The 20,488-nt window shown below is 40.5% G+C and carries 6 protein-coding genes and 7 pseudogenes; 8 read left to right on the top strand and 5 right to left on the bottom strand.

Annotation, left to right across the window (positions count from 1 at the left end; genetic code table 11):
• Window positions 1-436: 436 nt before the first annotated feature.
• From E3U36_RS06680 to E3U36_RS06665, 3 genes and pseudogenes are all read right to left on the bottom strand, one after another.
• Entirely contained in the window at window positions 437-772 is a 336-nt protein-coding gene (locus E3U36_RS06680; protein ID WP_180815927.1) for a hypothetical protein, read from the bottom strand.
• Between the two features lie 123 nt (window positions 773-895).
• A pseudogene (locus E3U36_RS13200) lies at window positions 896-1,949 on the bottom strand (filamentous hemagglutinin N-terminal domain-containing protein).
• A gap of 96 nt (window positions 1,950-2,045) precedes the next feature.
• The gene (locus E3U36_RS06665) at window positions 2,046-2,969 is read right to left on the bottom strand and encodes an IS5 family transposase (protein WP_180815922.1); all 924 of its coding nucleotides are present in this window, start codon (window positions 2,967-2,969) and stop codon (window positions 2,046-2,048) included.
• A gap of 412 nt (window positions 2,970-3,381) precedes the next feature.
• Between E3U36_RS06665 and E3U36_RS06660 the strand changes: the two are divergent.
• The 7 genes and pseudogenes from E3U36_RS06660 to fbaB form a co-directional block, all read left to right on the top strand.
• Window positions 3,382-4,606 (top strand): annotated as a pseudogene (locus E3U36_RS06660) (MdtA/MuxA family multidrug efflux RND transporter periplasmic adaptor subunit).
• Window positions 4,606-7,734: pseudogene (locus E3U36_RS06655) on the top strand (MdtB/MuxB family multidrug efflux RND transporter permease subunit). Before E3U36_RS06660 ends, E3U36_RS06655 begins: the two co-directional pseudogenes overlap by 1 nt.
• Window positions 7,731-10,743 (top strand): annotated as a pseudogene (gene mdtC / locus E3U36_RS06650) (multidrug efflux RND transporter permease subunit MdtC). Before E3U36_RS06655 ends, mdtC begins: the two co-directional pseudogenes overlap by 4 nt.
• 70 nt (window positions 10,744-10,813) lie before the next feature.
• A pseudogene (baeS, locus tag E3U36_RS06645) lies at window positions 10,814-12,217 on the top strand (envelope stress sensor histidine kinase BaeS).
• Window positions 12,184-12,875 (top strand): annotated as a pseudogene (gene baeR / locus E3U36_RS06640) (envelope stress response regulator BaeR). Before baeS ends, baeR begins: the two co-directional pseudogenes overlap by 34 nt.
• 123 nt (window positions 12,876-12,998) lie before the next feature.
• A complete protein-coding gene (gene trhP, locus E3U36_RS06635; RefSeq protein ID WP_180815920.1) occupies window positions 12,999-14,381 on the top strand; it encodes a prephenate-dependent tRNA uridine(34) hydroxylase TrhP in 1,383 nt (460 codons plus the stop codon).
• A gap of 459 nt (window positions 14,382-14,840) precedes the next feature.
• Window positions 14,841-15,888: pseudogene (fbaB, locus tag E3U36_RS06630) on the top strand (class I fructose-bisphosphate aldolase); the annotation flags it as partial.
• 110 nt (window positions 15,889-15,998) lie between these two features.
• Here the strand turns inward: fbaB and E3U36_RS06625 are convergent.
• Window positions 15,999-16,922 (bottom strand): IS5 family transposase, encoded by a 924-nt coding sequence (locus tag E3U36_RS06625; protein ID WP_180815918.1) that lies wholly within the window; start codon window positions 16,920-16,922, stop codon window positions 15,999-16,001.
• Window positions 16,923-17,523: 601 nt separating this feature from the next.
• Here E3U36_RS06625 and ettA point away from each other — a divergent pair.
• Window positions 17,524-19,191 carry an energy-dependent translational throttle protein EttA gene (ettA, locus tag E3U36_RS06620; RefSeq protein WP_180815917.1) on the top strand — a complete coding sequence of 556 codons (1,668 nt, stop codon included), beginning with the start codon at window positions 17,524-17,526 and terminating at the stop codon, window positions 19,189-19,191.
• A gap of 43 nt (window positions 19,192-19,234) precedes the next feature.
• Here the strand turns inward: ettA and nadR are convergent, their stop codons facing one another.
• Entirely contained in the window at window positions 19,235-20,473 is a 1,239-nt protein-coding gene (nadR, locus tag E3U36_RS06615; protein ID WP_180815915.1) for a multifunctional transcriptional regulator/nicotinamide-nucleotide adenylyltransferase/ribosylnicotinamide kinase NadR, read from the bottom strand.
• Window positions 20,474-20,488 lie beyond the last annotated feature (15 nt).

The following is a 20,488-nucleotide window of genomic DNA, read 5'->3' as shown; positions in this document are numbered from 1 at the left end:
CAATTCTTATACTAATATCAATGGGCTCTTGAATAACTGAACGACAATCCCCTGCGGTTGCTTTACCAGCTGCTAAATCTTTCTCTAATTGCTGAAATTCTTTAATCGTAAGAGTGATTATTCTGCACCGCGATCACCCCTATATCTGCACCACTGTAGGTACTTTCTGCGGTTCATGAGGTAAGGGCTCCAACTAGGCCACTTATCACTAGGCTGATTAATGGGTATTAAGGTGTCTTAATGTCAAGAGTAAATGATGCATCAGGTGCTTTGTCGGCCGGTATCAAGGAAAGATATTGGTCTTGATCGATAGAATAACGGATACAAACGTCATTCTAATCATTATCTTGATAAGTATAATCTGGCAGGTATCCAATGCGACAGCTGATGTAAGGATCCGTACAGTAAAGTATACATCTAGCGCATTTTATAAAACCTACCCAGCCAAATTTTTCACCCAGTTTTTGATTAATAGCGGTAATATGCTCCTGTGCAAATAATTATCATTGACTAATATATTACTTTTAATATAGCGATGGTTACTGGCAGAAATACGACCAAACATCAGAGGGAAAGCTAATGCGTAGGCCGTTTTCTCCAATTGAACAAATTGCGTAAACACAGCATCGATTTCACCAAACCAGCGCTGTTTTCCATTAATCTGATAATTAGGTTTTAGATTTTTGTTGACACTTGTATTCAGGCCACCGCCACTTGCCCTGACAACATACGCTTTAACCTTGTTACAATCCGGCGTTATTCGTTGTTCCATGATTATTGCTTTAGTTAATCAATTGTTTAGCTTTCAGGAACAGGTCACCGGTTTGCGTTGAGATAGTCGCCGCGCTATTTTCAAACCTTTTACTTAAAGTTCACCCTGAGCATTTTTTTGTAGTCAGAGATTATTATAAGCTGCAATTTTAGCGATTTCACCTTGACTACTGATAACATTACTAAATAGATGAATATAATGTTTAGCCGTTACTTTACCTTGATTAATCAGACTATCGCTTTCAAGTAATAGCTTTTGCTGAGATAAAATTTCACTGGTTGCCGGAATTATAATGGCTGGCGCTTTGGCGATTAAATGCCTGTTAGTGGTAATATGACCTAGCGTCAGTTTCCCTTTAGCGGAAACAAATAAATCACTTTCGCTGGTTTTAATATTATCCAGCTTAACTTCACTGTCTCGTTCGGTAGCAATGATTTTAATGCGATTGGCATAAATCCCACCAGGCTCTGTAATGTTAACCGCAAATTGTGGTTTTAGGTCCGTGCTAGTTATTTGAGAAACTGTTCTAGTCTGATAGTCAATCGCATTCATGCCTAGCAGCAAGCTAATATTTTTGCTCAGAATACTGGCATTGATAGTAACAGTACGGCTGATCATTTCAGTATACTGTTCACTACCACTATAGAGCCCTTTATTACGGATGGTAATATCACCTTTTTTCACCTTTAAATGAGCGAATGCGCCTCGTTGATTCAGTGTCGGCCGGCCGCTAGTTAAGGTTAAGCCACCAATATTAACCATCACAACTGATGCCATTAGGATTAGCGATGATCACATCCGCTTTCTTGCCTGCAATTTCCAATTTGCCATTTAGTTGGGAAGAAGATGAACCGGTTACTTCATTAATAATCAAAGTGGCCGTCTGTTCACCAAGCTGCCCATTTTTAGCCAGCTGGCCGGCTAGTTCACTTTTCGCTGGTTGGATAGCATTGTTCAGCACCGCACCTTCTGGCGGTATATTAAATTGCTGATATCGATTATGAGAAATACCAGCCCGATTAGGTGCCGCTATATCGATGACAGCAATTTGATTTTTAACCGTTAGTTGAGTTTTTTCATCCGCTGGTTGGACAGTGGAACTGAAAACCGGTAACAGAGGATAACTGGCGATGAAATAAATTATGTTTCTGCTATAGCGAATCTTTTTATTTTTCATAGCATTACCTATATTCTATTTTTATATTAATATGGGCTTTGTTGAATAAATCAGAATTAGCCGACAGGATGGCTCCCTCTGCTACACCTACACCTGTTATCCGATCCTGACGCTGTGTGGCATACCCAACAACGTCATACGGTTCAGCGCTTTGACCATCGCCATTGCTTCACCTACCTGAGCCTCATAGTCACGCAGCCTCAGATGGCCACCCAGCAAAGTTTTTATGCGGAACATCGCTGTTTCTGCCACTGAACGCCGGTGATAACCCACTTTCTTTTTCCACATATCATTACTCCTGCTCAGACGCTGATTCGCCACCGCATGGTTACGTTCATGGTACTTGTCAGGCCAGTATTTCGCTCCGCTTCGCGGCGGGATAAGGGGCCTGATTTTCTTTCTTAGCAACGCATCGTGGCAGTAACAGGCGTCATAAGCACCGTCTGCTGACACTTCCGTGATTTTCCGGTGGGTTTGGTTAATCAGGCCCGGCAGTGCCTGCGCATCTGTCGTTCCGCTGAGCGATAAGTCGGCACAGATAATCTCATGAGTCACACTGTCTGCTGCCAGATGAAGCTTGCGCCACACTCTTCGTCTGTCAGCCCCATGCTGCCTGACTTTCCATTCACCTTCGCCAAAGACCTTCAGACCGGTACTGTCGATGACCAGATGCGAGATTTCACCAAGCGTTGGCGTTTTTATGCTGATGTTGACGCTCTTTGCTCGTCTGCTGACCAGCGAGTAGTCCGGACAGCACAGCGGCAAAGACATGAGTTTAAAAATCGAATCAACGAAGCCCTGTAATGCCAGGAGCGACAGGTTAAACACACGCTTCATCATCAGGACAGTGGTAACAGCCATATCGCTGTAGTAAAGCGGCCGGCCACGACCTTCAGGCGAAGAACTGTCAGTCCATCCAGCGATGGCCGACTCATCAAGCCAGACCGTCAGGGAACCGCGTTGTCTGAGTGCCTTGTTGTACGCAGGCCAGTTGGTAATTTTAAACTTTTGCTTTGCCATGGGGACCTGATGTTGAAACGAATTTAGCGATCAGCTCCGCCAATCACCTAAAAGTTCGATTTATTCAACAAAGCCAATTATTCCTTGATTAATTTATAATTAAAAAGAAGTAATATATGAACGATTGAAAAAAAATTATTGTAAAAAACCGCTATTTAATTGCGATTAACGATTCTTTTAAGTTATTAGACATTTGTTAAGGCTACATTAATATACAAGTTTGCTAATGATAACTATCTTAAATATATATAACATTTAGCTAATTTATGCTTATCTCACTCTGATTATTACAATTTCCACATTTCCTCCATTTTTTTATATTAAATAGTCGCTAAACTATAGTGTATAAATAATTTATTTATGAAATTAAAAATATCTGCTGATACCTGTACAAAAAAATGCTAAGGACATGATGAACAATAATAATCACCGCCGAAAAATTGTTATATCTGCTATTGCCATTATTTTTTTATCCCTTAGCGGGGTGTTTGTCTGGCGTTATTTTCATTCGCAACCCCCCCACGACAGCTGCCTTATCAAGCACGCAAGTATCAAAGCAAAGCTCAACAAAATCGCGTAAAACGCCGCTACCGCCGGTGCAAGCGGCATTATCCGTGCGACAAAGTATTCCCCACATTTTGACCGCCTTAGGTACAGTGCAAGCCTCCAATACCGTAATGGTAACCAGTCGGGTGCAGGGGCAACTAATGGCGCTACATTTTACTGAAGGACAAACAGTTAAAGCAGGCGATTTATTAGCCGAAATCGATCCACGGCCATTTCAGATCTCGCTGGCGCAGGCAGAAGGACAATTGCTCAAAGATCAGGCGCAATTGCATAATGCCCGACAAGATTTAGCCCGTTATCAAAAATTAGCTACCAGTAAGGTTATTTCTCAACAAGAGTTAGATAAGCAACGAACCTTGGTTCAGCAAACAGAAGGCAGTGTTAAAATCGATCAGGCGGCAATTAGTAACGCTAAACTGCAACTAACCTATAGCAGGATCACGGCTCCTATTACCGGTCGGGTTGGTTTAAAACAGATCGATATTGGTAATTATATTACCAGCGGTTCAACTTCACCTATCGTTATCATCACCCAAACAACCCCTATTGACGCCGTATTTGCCCTGCCTGAGGTAGATATTCCGTTGATCCAAATTGCTCAACAGCAAAAAACCAAAATTCCAGTGATCACCTGGGATCGTAATAATAGCGCCAAAATTGCCGCCGGTTACCTATTAAGTACCGATAATCAAATAGATAGCACAACTGGCACATTAAAAATGAAAGCACGTTTCGCTAATCAGGATAATAGGCTTTTTCCTAACCAATTTATCAATATCCAAATTCAAGTGAATACGCTAAAAAATGTGGTAGTGATCCCAACCGCTGCTTTACAAATGGGTAGTATTGGTCACTTTGTCTGGACATTAGATAAAAATAATTTAGTCAAAAAATATAAAGTCACGGTGGGTTTGCAGGATGGTCAAAAAACCATTATTAGCGCTGGGTTAGATGCTGGTGTTTTGGTTATTACCGATGGTGTTGACCGACTAGTTGATGGAGTAAAAGTTCAGTTGGTTACCCCACAAGATCAATTAACATCTTATGCTAACACGACGGAGAAATCTTAATGAAGTTTGATACTCCGTTACAAAGTGGTGGCCCATCAAGGTTATTTATTCTACGCCCGGTTGCAACCACGCTATTTATGGTTGCCATTTTATTAGTTGGTATTATCGGTTACCGTTTTTTGCCAGTCTCTGCCTTACCACAAGTTGATTATCCGACGATTCAAGTGGTTACCCTTTACCCTAGTGCCAGTCCTGATGTGATGACATCAGCTATCACCGCACCATTAGAACGCCAACTAGGTCAAATGTCTGGTTTAAAGCAGATGTTTTCCCAAAGCGCAGGCGGCTCTTCAGTAATTACGCTAACTTTTCAATTATCGCTAGCACTGGATATCGCTGAACAAGAAGTGCAAGCAGCCATTAATGCGGCCAGTAATCTATTACCGAAAGATCTCCCCTATCCACCCATTTATAATAAAGTCAATCCAGCTGATCCGCCCATTTTAACCATAGCCGTGACCACTAACGCCCTGCCAATCACTGAATTGCAAGATATGGTTGAAACACGGGTAGCGCAAAAAATTTCTCAGGTTGATGGCGTAGGCGTAGTCACCCTCGCCGGCAGGCAACGTCCGGCTGTTCGTATTAAACTAAATCCATAAGCCGTCGCCTCTTCGCAACTGGATAATGAAACTATTCTGTTAGCTATTAATAATGCCAATGTCAATTCAGCTAAATGCAGCCTTGATGGCCCTACTCGGGCAATTACGCTTTCAGCTAATGATCAAATGAAATAATTGGCAGATTATCGCTCACTAATTATTGCTTATAAGCAAGGTGGCGCAATTCGGCTAGGTGATATTGCTACCATTTCACAAGCATCGGAAAATACCCAATTAGGCGCTTGGGCCAATAAAAAACCAGCAATTGTGATTAATGTCCAACGCCAACCTGGTGCGAATGTCATTAAAACCACTGATAATATTCGCAAAATCTTACCTGAATTAGTTAAAAATTTACCGAAAGCAGTCAATGTTAATATTCTGACCGATCGAACGACCACAATTCGTGCTTCAGTTAAAGATGTCCAATTTGAATTAGTACTGGCGATCGCATTAGTTGTGATGGTTATTTATCTGTTTTTGCGCAATGGTATCGCAACCTTAATTCCGAGCATCGCCGTTCCCCTATCACTGGTAGGTACTTTTGCCGTCATGTATTTTTGCGGTTTTTCAATTAATAACCTCACTCTGATGGCTTTAACAGTAGCAACAGGATTTGTCGTCGATGATGCGATTGTGGTGATTGAAAACATTTCCCGCTATCTGGAAAAAGGGGATAAACCGTTAACAGCAGCGCTAAAAGGCGCTGGAGAAATTGGTTTTACCATTATTTCATTAACATTTTCATTAATTGCGGTGCTGATCCCACTGTTCTTTATGAGTGATATCGTGGGCCGCTTATTTCGGGAATTTGCCATTACGCTGGCTGTGGCTATCTTAATTTCTGCTGTTGTCTCCCTAACTCTAACACCAATGATGTGTGCCCTTTTACTCAAATCTAAAGCAAAAACTAAATACAATCGTTTTGAAAAAGGCTGTGAGCTGTTTTTTGATAAATTGATTGCTATTTATGGTGTCTGGCTTAAACGCATTCTCAATCACGAATGGCTAGTACTATCTGTCGCCATTAGCACATGGATACTAACAGCATTGCTTTATATTATGATCCCAAAAGGTTTTTTTACCTTACAAGACAATGGATTATTGCAAGGTGTAATCGAAGCACCACAATCGAGTTCTTTTGCCTCAATGGCAGAAAAACAGCAACAAATTGCGGAACAAATATTAGCCGATCAAGCGGTAGAAAATGTCATCACTTTCGTCGGTGTTGATGGTAGCAATTCAGCCCTTAATAATGCGCGATTACAAATTACCCTTAAACCATTAAATCAACGCCATGAGCGGATAGATGTCATTATCACTCGGCTACAACAAGCAGTTAATAAGATTCCAGGTATCAAGTTATTTTTACAGCCGATGCAAGATCTGACTATTAATAACCAGATTTCCCGCACCCAATAGCAATTTACTTTAAAAGCAACTTCTATAGAACAACTCTCATTTTGGCTACCCAAGCTTCTCAACTCTTTAAAAGCCAATCAGCAACTTACTGACGTAAGTAGTGATTGGCAAGATAAAGGTTTAATTGCCAAAGTAACTGTTGATCGCGACACAGCTAGCCGTTTAGGCATTAGCATGTCGGCCATTGATAACGCATTATATAATGCGTTTGGCCAACGAATGATCTCGACAATCTATACCCAGGCTAATCAGTACCGAGTTATTCTTGAGCATGGCGTTGAAGGAGGTGTTGGTCTGGCGGCGCTAAATAATATTCGTTTACGAAGCAACCAAAACACTATGGTGCCGCTAACCATATTAGCTAAAGTTGAACAGAGTTATGGCCCTTTATCAATTAATCACTTAGCCCAATTTCCTTCGGCGACATTTTCCTTTAATGTCGCTAAAGGTAGCTCGTTGGAAGGCGCAGTCAATACAATCAAACAGATAGAAAATCAGCTTGAATTACCCCATGACATTATTACCCACTTTCAAGGAGCAACATTAGCCTTTGAAAAAGCACTGGCTAATACTTTGTGGCGTATTTTAGCGGCAATTATTGCCATGTATATCGTTCTCGGTATCTTATATGAAAGTTTTATCCACCCAATTACCATTCTTTCTACCCTACCTACTGCTGGCGTTGGCGCGCTATTAGCTTTAATGATAGCCGGTTATGAACTGGATATTATTGCCGTCATCGGCATCATATTACTGATAGGCATCGTCAAGAAAAACGCCATTATGATGATTGACTTTGAGTTAGCCGCAGAGCGAGAGCAAGGTTTATCACCCGAGGAAGCTATCTATCAAGCTTGTTTATTACGCTTCAGACCTATCTTGATGACCACAATGGCCGCTCTGCCTTTAATGTTAAGTACCGGAGTCGGCGCTGAGTTACGCCGACCGCTAGGAACCTGCATGGTTGGTGGCTTAATTTTGAGTCAAATATTAACGCTTTTTACTACGCCTGTGATCTATTTACTTTTTGACCGGCTAGTTAGCCATTGGAAATCTGGCCATCACCATAATCAGGCATCAAAGGGAGAGGAGCCGTTGCTGTGAAATTGTTCGCATTATTTATCGAACGTCCGGTAGCAACAACCCTACTTAGCGTAGCAATTACCCTATGTGGTGTTTTAACTTTTATGTTACTGCCTATCGCACCTTTACCACAAATAGATTTTCCCGTCATTAAAGTAACCGCTTCACTACCAGGTTCATCACCGGAAACCATGGCTTCTTCAGTCGCGACACCATTAGAGCTGGCTTTAGGTCAAATTGCTGGTATTAACGAAATGACGTCCAACAGTTCGCTAGGTAATACTAACATCACGCGGGAATTTGAGCTTGATAAAGACATCAATAGTGCTGCTAGAGAAGTCCAAGCTGCATTAAATGCAGCGCAAAGCATGCTACCTACCGGTATGCCTTCACGCCCACGTTACTACAAAACTAATCCATCCGATGCCCCAATCATGATCCTAACCTTAACTTCCAGTAGCTATCGAATCGCTGAAATATATGACATCGCTTCGACCCGGATGGCACAACGTCTTGCCCAAATAGCCGGTGTCAGTGAAGTTTCTGTTAGTGGCGGTACTGCCAGCGGTACGTATTGAACTCAATCCCACGGTACTATTTAATCAAGGCATTGCCCTAGATACAGTAAGAAAAGCGATTAATAATGCCAATGTTCGTCGCCCACTTGGCTATTTAAATGATGAACAATAACGTTGGCAAATAAAAACCAATGATGAATTAAAAACCGCTGCCGATTATCAACCCATTATTATTCATTCTCATAATAACGCAGTAGTTAGACTACAGGATGTTGCTAATAGCAAAGACTCGGTACAAGACATTCGCCCCGCCGGCATGACTGCTGGCAAACCGGCTATTATTTTAGTCATTCGCCGCGAGGCTGTCGCCAATATTATCGCTACCGTCGATCGTATTCGTGCTGAGCTACCTGAACTTAGAAAAATGCTACCAGCCCAAGATAGAACCCCGACCATTCGAGCCTCTCTGACAGAAGTTGAGCGAGCATTAACGATTGCGATCGGTTTAGTGATCTTAGTGGTTTTCCTATGCTTACGTTCTGGCCGGGCAACAATTATTCCCGCTATTGTAGTACCCGTTTCACTAATTGGTAGTTTTTCAGCGATGTATTTATGTGGTTTCAGCCTTAATAATCTATCGCTAATGGCATTAACGGTCGCGACCGGTTTTGTTGTCGACGATGCCATTGTGGTAATTGAAAACATTATGCGACACATCGAAAACGGTTTAACACCGCATAAAGCTGCCATTATCGGTGTTAGTGAGGTTGGTTTTACCGTATTGTCGATGAGTATTTCTTTCATTGCCGTTTTTATCCCGCTATTTTTTATGGGAGGACTAGTTGGCCGTTTTTTCCATGAATTTGCCATTACCTTAGCCACAGCAATTTTGATCTCATTATTTGTTTCACTTACCCTGACCCCCATGATGTGTGCTTATCTATTAAAAGAAAGTAAAAAATTTAGTACCCATAAGATAAGGGGCTTTGGCCGGTTATTATTAAAAATACAACAAAGTTACAGCGTCACATTAAATTGGGTTTTAGCTCATCAACGAAATGTATTGTTAGTTTTACTCACCACTATCGGTTTAAATATTTATCTTTATATCAGTATCCCAAAAACATTCTTCCCCGAACAGGACACTGGCCGGTTACTAGGTTATGTACGGGCCGATCAGAGTATCTCTTTTCAAGCCATGAAAACTAAAATGACCCGTTTTATGACGCAGTTGGATATGGATCCTAGCATTGACAATGTGACCGGTTTTATTGGTGGCAGCAGAATGAATAGCGGTTTCATGTTTATTGCTTTAAAGCCCCTAAATAAGCGGAAAGAAACGGCAAATCAAGTAATTGTGCGATTGCGAACTCAACTGGCAAATGAACCGGGTGCTAACTTATTCCTTATACCCGTGCAAGATATTCGGGCTGGTGGGCGTCAGGCTACTGCCAGTTATCAATTTACTCTTCTTGCCGATGATCTAGATGAGTTACGTTACTGGGAACCACAAGTTCGTAAAGCACTGGCAGCACTGCCCCAACTCGCGGACGTTAATTCTGACAAAGAGGATAAAGGCACTGAAATGGCGATAAATTATGATCGTGACAAAATGGCACAATTAGGGATTAATGTTAAAGAAGCAAACAATTTACTTAACGATGCATTCGGCCAGCGACTAATATCAACCATTTATCAGCCAATGAATCAATATAAAGTTGTTATGGAGGTGGCACCTGAATATACCCAAGATACCAGTACATTAGATAAAATGTTTGTGATTAATAAACATGGTAAACCGATTCCGCTCTCTTTTTTGCCAAATGGCAACCCACTAATGCGCCATTAAGTGTTAATCATCAAGGATTATCTTCCTCATCAACTATTTTTTTTAATCTTAATGAAGGCTACACCCTTAATGATGCCATTAACGCAATAGAAATGACCATGATCCAATTAAGTGTGCCGTCTACTGTACGTGGTACCTTCGCAGGTACCGCTAAAATATTTCAACAAACCTTAAAAACACAATTATTTCTGATCATTGCCGCCATAGTCGCGGTCTACCTTGTACTTGGTATCCTTTATGAAAGCTATATCCATCCATTAACCATTATTTCCACTTTACCGTCTGCCGGTTTAGGGGCCTTATTAGCATTAGAATTGTTCAATACCCCTTTTAGTTTAATTGCATTGATAGGTATTATGTTATTAATTGGTATAGTTAAGAAAAATGCCATTATTATGTTGGATTTTGCCATCCAGGCACAAAGAGAAGGGCTACTAAGCGCACATGATGCCATATTTAAAGCTAGCTTATTACGTTTTCGCCCCATATTAATGACCACCATTGCAGCAATTTTTGGCATGCTGCATGCTACCTCTGGCTATAGGTAATGGTGATGAATTACACCAACCCTTAGGAATAACCATTGTTGGCGGTTTAATTGTTAGTCAAATATTAACACTTTATACCACCCCAGTGGTTTATTTCGCTTTCGATAAGCTGTAGACATATCTACAACAAAAGCGCTTGTTTGCGAGGCTTGAATGAAAGTACAGTTTAGGGGGGTTACCCGTAAATTTTTTTTGCTATCTTTGCCCTATGTCTGTTGATCGTTTTTACTATGCACTGGGGAATTAGATTAAGTTTTGAGCAAGGTTTTATTGGCTATATAAGACAAAGCAATGAATTACGTACCAGCCTAATTGCTCAAGCACTGACTGAACAGTACCAGCAAACCGGCAATTGGACGTTTTTGCATCATAATGGCCGCGCCGTAACCCAGATCATTAATACCCTGGAACAAGAAAATGATCTGCTGGTTCAATCTTCAACCAAAAGCTGGCGTACTCAAGTTTGGATTGTGGATCATAATATGACCAGACTTTCAGGTCGTGGAATATTACCCACTGCCAGCCAAGATATTATTCAAAAACCGGTCAAATATCATAACCAGATCGTAGGTTGGGTTATTAGTAATGCAGCCGATAAAATCAGTCGTGAAGCGGATATTAATTTTGATCGCCAACAACATATCACCAGTTCTCTGGTGACCATGTTCTCATTGCTGGTAGCGCTAATCACCTCATTGCTATTAGCCAGAAATTTTCTCAAACCGATCAAACATATCCTTAAGGGTACGTAACCACCAACTTACTGCCGGTAATTTTGCGGTTCGCGTGCGAATTTCGAGTCGAGATGAACTAGGTCAATTGGATAAAGATTTTAACCAGCTAGCCTCAACTTTAGAAAAAAATGAACATATGCGGCGTTATTATATGGCAGATATCTCTCACTAATTACGCATACCATTAGCCATATTACGTGGTGAGCTCGAAGCAATTAAAGATGGTGTCCGGCCGCTTTCGGTCACAACATTACATTCTTTATTAGCTGAAACGAATAGATTAACTAAACTTGTCAATGATTTACATCAGTTATCCCTGTCTGATCGCGGTTCACTGGTTTATCGAAAAAAAATATCAATTTGGTACAACAAATTGAGTTAGCTATCAATAGCTATCGCGGCAGATTTGCTGATAAAAAAATAACGTTAAATATCATTTTACCTAGTGTGGTAACTTTGCATGCTGATCCTGATCGTTTAGCCCAACTATGGCATAATTTACTGGAAAACAGTTTACTTTATACTCATTCAGCTGGCTCACTGAGGATCCAAGGTTATGTTTCACAACAGCGATTTTATCTCATTTGGCAAGATAGCGCCCCAGGCTTATTAGTAGATCAATATCCCTTTATTTTTGAGCGTTTTTATCGGGTTGAAAGTTCGCGTAATCGCGCCAATGGAGGTTCAGGACTCGGTTTGGCCATTTGTTATAATATTGTTGAAGCCCATGGTGGCAAAATTATCGCACAAGCCTCCTCTTTAGGAGGCGTAAAAATTAGCATAGAATTTCCATTAGATGATAACCATAAAAGCCAAAATGTATGCGTTGCGATCATCACTGCTACCGTATTTTAGTTGTTGAAGATGAACCAAAGTTAGGCCAATTATTAGTTGATTATCTACAGGCCGCTGGTTTTCAAAGCGATTGGTTACTCGAGGGTAATTGTGTCGTTAACCAAGTAAAACATTTTCCACCGGATCTGATTTTACTTGATCTTATGTTGCCAGGTATAGATGGCTTATCAATCTGCCGTCAATTACGTCAATTTTCAGACATCCCTATTATCATTGTGACAGCGAAAACGGAAGAATTTGATCGCTTAGTTGGCTTAGAAATTGGCGGTGATGACTATATCTGTAAGCCCTTTAGCCCACGTGAAGTAATCGCTAGAATTAAAACCATTTTACGCCGTTGCTATCGACAAACTACAGCAGAAAATAGTGACTTTAAGCTAATTATTGATGAAAGCGCCTATCAGATACATTATCAAAATCAAACCATTGAATTAACACCGGCGGAATTTCGATTATTAAAATATTTATCCAACATCCGGGTAAAGTTTTTTCCCGTGATAAACTGTTGAATAACCTCTATGATGATTATCGAATTGTTACTGATCGCACCATTGATAGCAATATAAAAAACTTGCGCCGCAAGCTGCAACAATTAGATAAAGAGCGGCAATTTATCCGCTCAGTATACCGTTTAGGTTATCGTTGGGAATTAGTTTAATTAAATTTTGCTAATCCGCTCGCCGGTTGATTTGGATTTCATCACATAAGGCGTTAGAATTAGCTACTTAAAACTTATCCGATTAAGAATAAGTACTGACTTGTTATCAGATTGAGAAATTATATGTTTACGCCAGAATTACTTTCTCCCGCAGGTTCGCTGAAGAACATGCGTTATGCTTTTGCCTATGGCGCGGACGCTGTTTATGCAGGACAACCGCGCTATAGCCTACGTGTTCGTAATAACGAATTTAATCATGAAAATTTAGCTAAAGGCATTAAAGAAGCCCATGAAATGGGAAAAAGTTTCTACGTGGTGGTTAATATTGCACCACATAATGCTAAATTAAAAACCTTCATTCGTGATCTTACTCCGGTCATCGAAATGCAACCAGATGCCTTAATTATGTCCGATCCTGGCCTAATTATGCTAGTGAGAGAAACATTTCCAGCAATGGAGATCCATCTTTCTGTCCAGGCAAACGCTGTTAACTGGGCAACAGTAAAATTTTGGCAACAAATGGGATTAAGCAGAATTATTTTGTCTCGTGAGCTCTCTATTGAGGAAATTGCCGAAATTCGTCAACAGGTACCTGATATTGAATTGGAAATTTTTGTTCACGGTGCACTTTGCATGGCCTATTCTGGTCGTTGCTTACTATCTGGTTATATTAATAAGCGCGATCCCAATCAAGGCACCTGTACCAACGCTTGCCGTTGGGAATATAAAGTACAAGAAGGAAAAGAAGACGCAATCGGTAATATTGTTCATCATCATCAACCGATTAAGATAAAAAATATTCAGCCGACATTAGGTAATGGACAGCCTACCGACAAAGTTTTTTTAATTGAAGAAAGCAAACGTCCTGGTGAATATATGACCGCTTTTGAAGATGAGCATGGCACCTATATTATGAATTCGAAAGATCTACGGGCAATCGAACATGTGGAACGCTTAACTCAAATTGGTGTCCATTCTTTAAAAATTGAAGGTCGTACCAAATCCTTCTACTATTGTGCTCGAACTGCTCAGGTTTATCGTCGGGCGATTGACGATGCCGTTGCGGGTAAACCTTTCGATCCCTCATTACTAACCACACTAGAAGGCTTAGCTCACCGAGGTTATACCGAAGGTTTTTTACGTCGGCATAACCATGATGCGTACCAAACCTATGAATATGGTTATTCTGTTTCTGATAGCCAGCAATTTGTTGGTGAATTCACCGTCCAACGCAAAGATGGGCTGGCAGAAGTGGACGTGAAAAATAAATTCTGTCTGGGTGATAATTTAGAGTTAATGACACCAGCAGGGAATATTCAATTTACCTTAACTGACTTATTTGATAAAAAAAACCTACCTATTCAAGTTGCACCAGGTAATGGCTATAAAGTTTATCTCCCGATCCCTGAGGATGTTGATCTGCAGTTTGCGCTATTACTTCGCAATTTGGCTGGCACAACGAGCAGAAACCCTCATCACAAACAACAGATTCAAACAATGAAGTAAGTTCAAAAACTAAAGTAAACAGTAATATGTTTGCTTTAGTTATAAGCAATTTTAGTAACCTTAAAAATAGTGATAATAACAATACATAATTTAAGTAAAAATTCCATTTTTATGTATTAGATCACAGCAATACGATATTCATTATTATAAGATAGTTAGTGAAAAATGTAGAACTAAAAATTAATAGTAAGACTAGGAACCACCTTCTTTGCTAACTCAATCTCCCTTGAGTTAGCTTTTTCTTTTTTTGGCCGATAAAATTCCACTCTTGTTATCAGCAACTATTGTTAATAAATAACCATAAATAGTTAATAAAATAGTATCCATCACTTTAATAACCAACGCTAAAACTAACATTAAAATGAAGCGATCCACCTCACTTAACTAAAGCAATCGAGCTTGTTTTTCACACTATAATGGATAACAATCAATCACAACGTCAATAAACGGGAGTAAATTATGACCGATATCGAGACATTGCTAGGCACAGAAGCTGACAATCTATTACAGCATCGCTGCCAAACCATCGCCCAAGAAAAATTATACCTACCAGGCACCGATTTTATTGATCGCGTTATGATAGATAATAACCGTCCAAACCCAGTTTTACGCTCGATGCAAACCCTATTTGATCACGGCAGACTCGCAGGTAGTGGCTACCTTTCAATTCTTCCACTAGATCAAGGCGCAGAACATTCGGCGGCTGCCTCATTCGCGGCTAATCCACTTTATTTCGATCCTAAAAATATTGTCGAATTGGCTATTGAAGCCGGCTGTAACTGTGTCGCCTCCACCTACGGCGTTTTAGCCGCAGTTTCACGTCGTTATGCACACAAAATACCCTTTTTAGTAAAACTGAATCACAATGAAACACTTAGCTATCCAACTAAATATGATCAAACGCTTTATGCCAGTGTTGAGCAAGCTTTTGAAATGGGGCAGGTAGCAGTTGGAGCTACCATTTATTATGGTTCATTGGAGTCCCGCCGTCAGATTGAAGAAATTGCCGCTGCCTTTGAACGTGCCCACGAACTGGGTATGGTGACAGTACTATGGGCATATTTACGCAATTCAACTTTTCAGAAAGGAAAAACTGATTATCATACTAGTGCCGATCTTACTGGCCAAGCAAACCATTTGGCGGCAACGATTGGTGCTGGCATTATTAAACAAAAAATGGCTAAAAATAATGTTGGCTACAAGGCTGTTGGTTTTGGTGATACCGATGAGCGGGTATATAGCCAATTAACAACCGATCATCCGATTGATTTAGTTAGATATCAATTAGCAAATTGCTATATGGGTCGTGCTGGATTAATTAATTCAGGCGGTGCTCCTGGTTCAAATGACTTAAAAGAGTCAGTTCGTACTGCAGTGATCAATAAACGTGCTGGTGGTATGGGATTAATTCTCGGTAGAAAAGCGTTTAAAAAAATCGATGAAAGAAGGTATAGCTCTTATTAATGCAGTGCAAGATGTTTATTTAAATAAAAAAATAACCATTGCTTCATTTTATTATTTACAAAAATATAATAACGTAATTAATAATATAACGTTGACGGGCTTTGTTGAATAAATCAGAATTAGCCGCCAGGATGGCTCCCTCTGCTACAGCTGTTATCCGATCCTGACGCTGTGTGGCATACCCAACAACGTCATACGGTTCAGCGCTTTGACCATCGACATTGCTTCACCTACCTGAGCCTCATAGTCACGCAGCCTCAGATGGCCACCCAGCAAAGTTTTTATGCGGAACATCGCTGTTTCTGCCACTGAACGCCGGTGATAACCCACTTTCTTTTTCCACATATCATTACTCCTGCTCAGACGCTGATTCGCCACCGTATGGTTACGTTCATGGTACTTGTCCGGCCAGTATTTCGCTCCGCTTCGCGGCGGGATAAGGGGCCTGATTTTCTTTCTTAGCAACGCATCGTGGCAGTAACAGGCGTCATAAGCACCGTCTGCTGACACTTCCCTGATTTTCCGGTGGGTTTGGTTAATCAGGCCCGGCAGTGCCTGCGCATCTGTCGTTCCGCTGAGCGATAAGTCGGCACAGATAATCTCATGAGTCACACTGTCTGCTGCCAGATGAAGCTTGCGCCACACTCTTCGTCTGTCAGCCCCATGCTGCCTGACTTTCCATTCACCTTCGCCAAAGACCTTCAGACCGGTACTGTCGATGACCAGATGCGAGATTTCACCACGCGTTGGCGTTTTTATGCTGATGTTGACGCTCTTTGCTCGTCTGCTGACCAGCGAGTAGTCCGGACAGCATAGCGGCAAAGACATGAGTTTAAAAATCGAATCAACGAAGCCCTGTAATGCCCGGAGCGACAGGTTAAACACACGCTTCATCATCAGGACAGTGGTAACAGTCATATCGCTGTAGTAAAGCGGCCGGCCACGACCTTCAGGCGAAGAACTGTCAGTCCATCCAGCGATGGCCGACTCATCAAGCAAGACCGTCAGGGAACCGCGTTGTCTGAGTGCCTTGTTGTACGCGGGCCAGTTGGTAATTTTAAACTTTTGCTTTGCCATGGGGACCTGATGTTGAAACGAATTTAGCGATCAGCTCCGCCAATCACCTAAAAGTTCGATTTATTCAACAAAGCCGTTGAGCGGCTAATGAATCACCCAGAACATGGAAAGGTAACCAGAGTATTATCAGCAATATTATCTCTGGCCACCATTTTCTCGACGCCATTATTTACTCCTGTCTAAGATAACTATATCTATATAAAATATTATTATCCAAAACAAATATAATTACTGAACTAATTTAAGAAAATAGATAATAAAAATATAATTCCTTAGGATTGCAAAATGATTGCCAGTACGCTTGATGAACAATATCCTACATAAAAATTAAACTATTAATATTAGTAAATAGGATCGTGTATAATAACCACTCAGCAACTACCCTCTTAATTACATGGCTCATTACAATGTGAATAAGGTAATCATTTATTTTAATAAAACTTTATGCTAAAGATCTGCAATAAATTTTTGATTAGATCTTATTAATATTATTAATAGTAATTTAGGCAGAGTTTAATTAAGTGCCTGAATGTTTTCTTCAAATGAGATAAGCAACCCGTTGATATCTAAAATTATTCAATTAGCTAAAAGGTAGAATAAATTGGCACAGTTCGTCTATTCCATGCATCGAGTGGGAAAAATTGTCCCACCGAAAAGACATATCTTAAAAAATATCTCTCTTAGTTTCTTTCCAGGTGCCAAAATTGGTGTTCTTGGCCTTAATGGAGCGGGTAAATCAACATTACTTCGTATTATGGCTGGTATCGATACTGAAATTGAAGGTGAGGCACGCCCCAATCCAGGGATCAAAATTGGCTATCTCTCCCAGGAACCAAAACTTAATCCTGATCATACCGTACGTGAAGCAGTCGAAGAGGCAGTTAGTGAAATAAAAAATGCTCTTACTCGCCTTGATGAAGTCTATGCGGCCTATGCTGAACCTGATGCTGACTTCGATAAACTGGCAAAAGAGCAAGGCCAGTTAGAAGCCATTTTGCAATCACATGACGGACACAATTTGGATAACCAGTTGGAACGTGCAGCCGATGCATTACGCATGCCAGCCTGGGAAACAAAAATAGAACAACTTTCAGGTGGAGAGCGGCGTCGGGTAGCTATTTGTCGTTTACTGCTGGAAAAACCCGATATGCTATTACTTGATGAACCAACTAACCATTTGGATGCAGAATCCGTCGCCTGGTTAGAACGGTTTTTACATGATTACGAAGGCACTATTGTTGCTATCACTCACGATCGCTACTTCTTAGATAACGTGGCAGGTTGGATCCTGGAACTTGATCGTGGAGAGGGTATTCCATGGGCAGGTAATTATTCCTCTTGGTTAGAACAAAAAGAGACTCGCTTAGCACAAGAGGCTTCCAGCGAAGCGGCTCGCCGCAAATCGATCGAAAAAGAACTTGAGTGGATCCGACAAAATCCTAAAGGCCGGCAAGCAAAAGGAAAAGCCCGTTTAGCCCGTTTTGAAGAGTTAAACAGTGTTGACTATCAAAAACGTAATGAAACCAGCGAGCTATTCATTCCGCCAGGGCCTCGTCTAGGATACAAAGTTTTAACGGTTGAAAATCTCAATAAATCCTATGGTGATCGGGTTTTAATTGATAACCTTAGTTTCTCGATCCCTAAAGGGGCTATCGTGGGTATTATCGGCCCAAATGGCGCGGGAAAATCAACCCTTTTTCGCATGATTTCAGGTCAAGAACAACCTGACTCTGGCACAATAACCTTAGGTGAAACCGTTAAAGTTGCCTCAGGTGAACAATTTCGTGACACCATGGACAATAATAAAACCGTGTGGGAAGAGGTTTCAGGTGGACAAGATATTATGCGTATCGGTAATTTCGAAATTCCAAGTAGAGCTTACGTCGGACGCTTTAATTTCAAAGGAGTTGATCAGGGTAAGCGAGTTGGAGAACTCTCTGGTGGTGAACGTGGCCGTTTACACTTGGCAAAACTACTTCAGGTTGGTGGTAATATGCTACTACTGGATGAGCCAACTAACGATTTGGATGTCGAAACATTACGCGCGTTAGAAAACGCATTACTGGAATTTCCTGGCAGTGCATTAGTTATTTCCCACGATCGCTGGTTTCTTGACCGTATTGCCACTCATATTATTGATTATCAAGATGAAGGAAAAATCACTTTCTTTGAAGGTAATTTTAGTGAATATGAAGATTATAAAAAACGGACATTGGGCGCTGATGCGCTAGAACCTCATCGCATCAAATATAAAAAGATGAGCAAATAAATAGGCCAAATAAAATAAGGCTTGCTAAAGTAAGCCTTATAATTTAAAAATTCGGAGATTTTTCATCCATCATAAGCAGTTGCTGAACCAACTCAATACAGCGTAAAAAACGCTCATCATAATTAGGCAAATCAACCACCACAAATTCCACTTGATTTTCAATCAGTAGTTCAATCAATAAATTTTGAAATGTTATACGTTCCTCATCACTACCCAAACTGCGTAATCCATCAGCAACCCATGGGGTATTATTTTCTAATAAAATAACCAGATCAAAACGATATTCATCAATTAATGCTTGCACAAAAGGATGTGGTTTCCCCTCATATCGTTTACAAAAAGCTTGGGTGGTAATGAAATCAGTATCGATAAAGGCAACTTTATTAGCATATTTAACGGCAAAATCAATATATTTTGCATGACCCAATGCTATCTTGTCATAGTCAGAATATTGTAACGCCATCTCATCGCCACCTAAATGAGAGAAAACATAATCACGACCATATTCCCATGCACTGGTGGTGTTAAAAATATTCGCAAGCTTATTAACTAAAGTCGATTTACCACTTGATTCCCCACCTAATATGGCTACCTTACGCACAAAAAATGGTTTTACTTCCGTTGGAATATATTCCCAATACCGAAATGGCGCTTGCCTAATTTGATTGCCACTAATATTCATAAATTTGCGCTCAGGATCAATAAGCACCACTTCTGCACCAAGATATTTTTTATAATGCGCAATATCATCCACTTCGCCAGAATAAATAAATTGTGGTTGAATATTTTTTGCCATTAAAAATTTTTTCATTTCTTCGCTCCATACTTGCCAGCCATGTGGGTATAGTTCTATGCCTTGCTCATCAAAGGACTGAATATAAATATTTTTTTGATATTTGAAAGTTTGTAATAACCATCGTAGCCGATCGCTTACTGTCGGTTGCTGTGACATCAAACTATCGATAAAAAGCGACCGAACACGAGGTTCATCATGACAAAGAATGACATATAATTCATCAACTTGACTACACGCAAGCTGTATCAGGTAAATATGGCCTGTATGCAATGGATAAAACTTACCAAATACCACACCAATACGTTTAGGCTTTAATGGATATGCAATATTTAAAAAACGATTCAATGCGGCAATTTTGCGCGCGCTAGGATTATTAATTTTTTCATTAATTAATTGGCTTAAATAACCTTTTGTCATGCCGCAAGCAGTCGCAATCTGTTGTAAAGTACAACCTGTTTGTTTAATAGCCTGTTTCAAATTAATCAAACTGTTTCATCGCTT

The sequence above is a fragment of the Arsenophonus endosymbiont of Aphis craccivora genome (genome assembly GCF_013460135.1).
Classification (GTDB): Bacteria; Pseudomonadota; Gammaproteobacteria; order Enterobacterales; family Enterobacteriaceae; genus Arsenophonus; species Arsenophonus nilaparvatae.
This window is presented reverse-complemented; position numbering and strand designations above follow the sequence as displayed.

What these genes read in the sequence shown, in the direction of transcription:
- trhP (WP_180815920.1), top strand. Translation starts at nt 12,999, where the DNA reads ATGTTTACGCCAGAATTACTTTCTCCCGCAGGTTCGCTGAAGAACATG.
- E3U36_RS06680 (WP_180815927.1), bottom strand. Translation starts at nt 772, where the DNA reads ATGGAACAACGAATAACGCCGGATTGTAACAAGGTTAAAGCGTATGTT.
- E3U36_RS06625 (WP_180815918.1), bottom strand. Translation starts at nt 16,922, where the DNA reads ATGGCAAAGCAAAAGTTTAAAATTACCAACTGGCCCGCGTACAACAAG.
- E3U36_RS06665 (WP_180815922.1), bottom strand. Translation starts at nt 2,969, where the DNA reads ATGGCAAAGCAAAAGTTTAAAATTACCAACTGGCCTGCGTACAACAAG.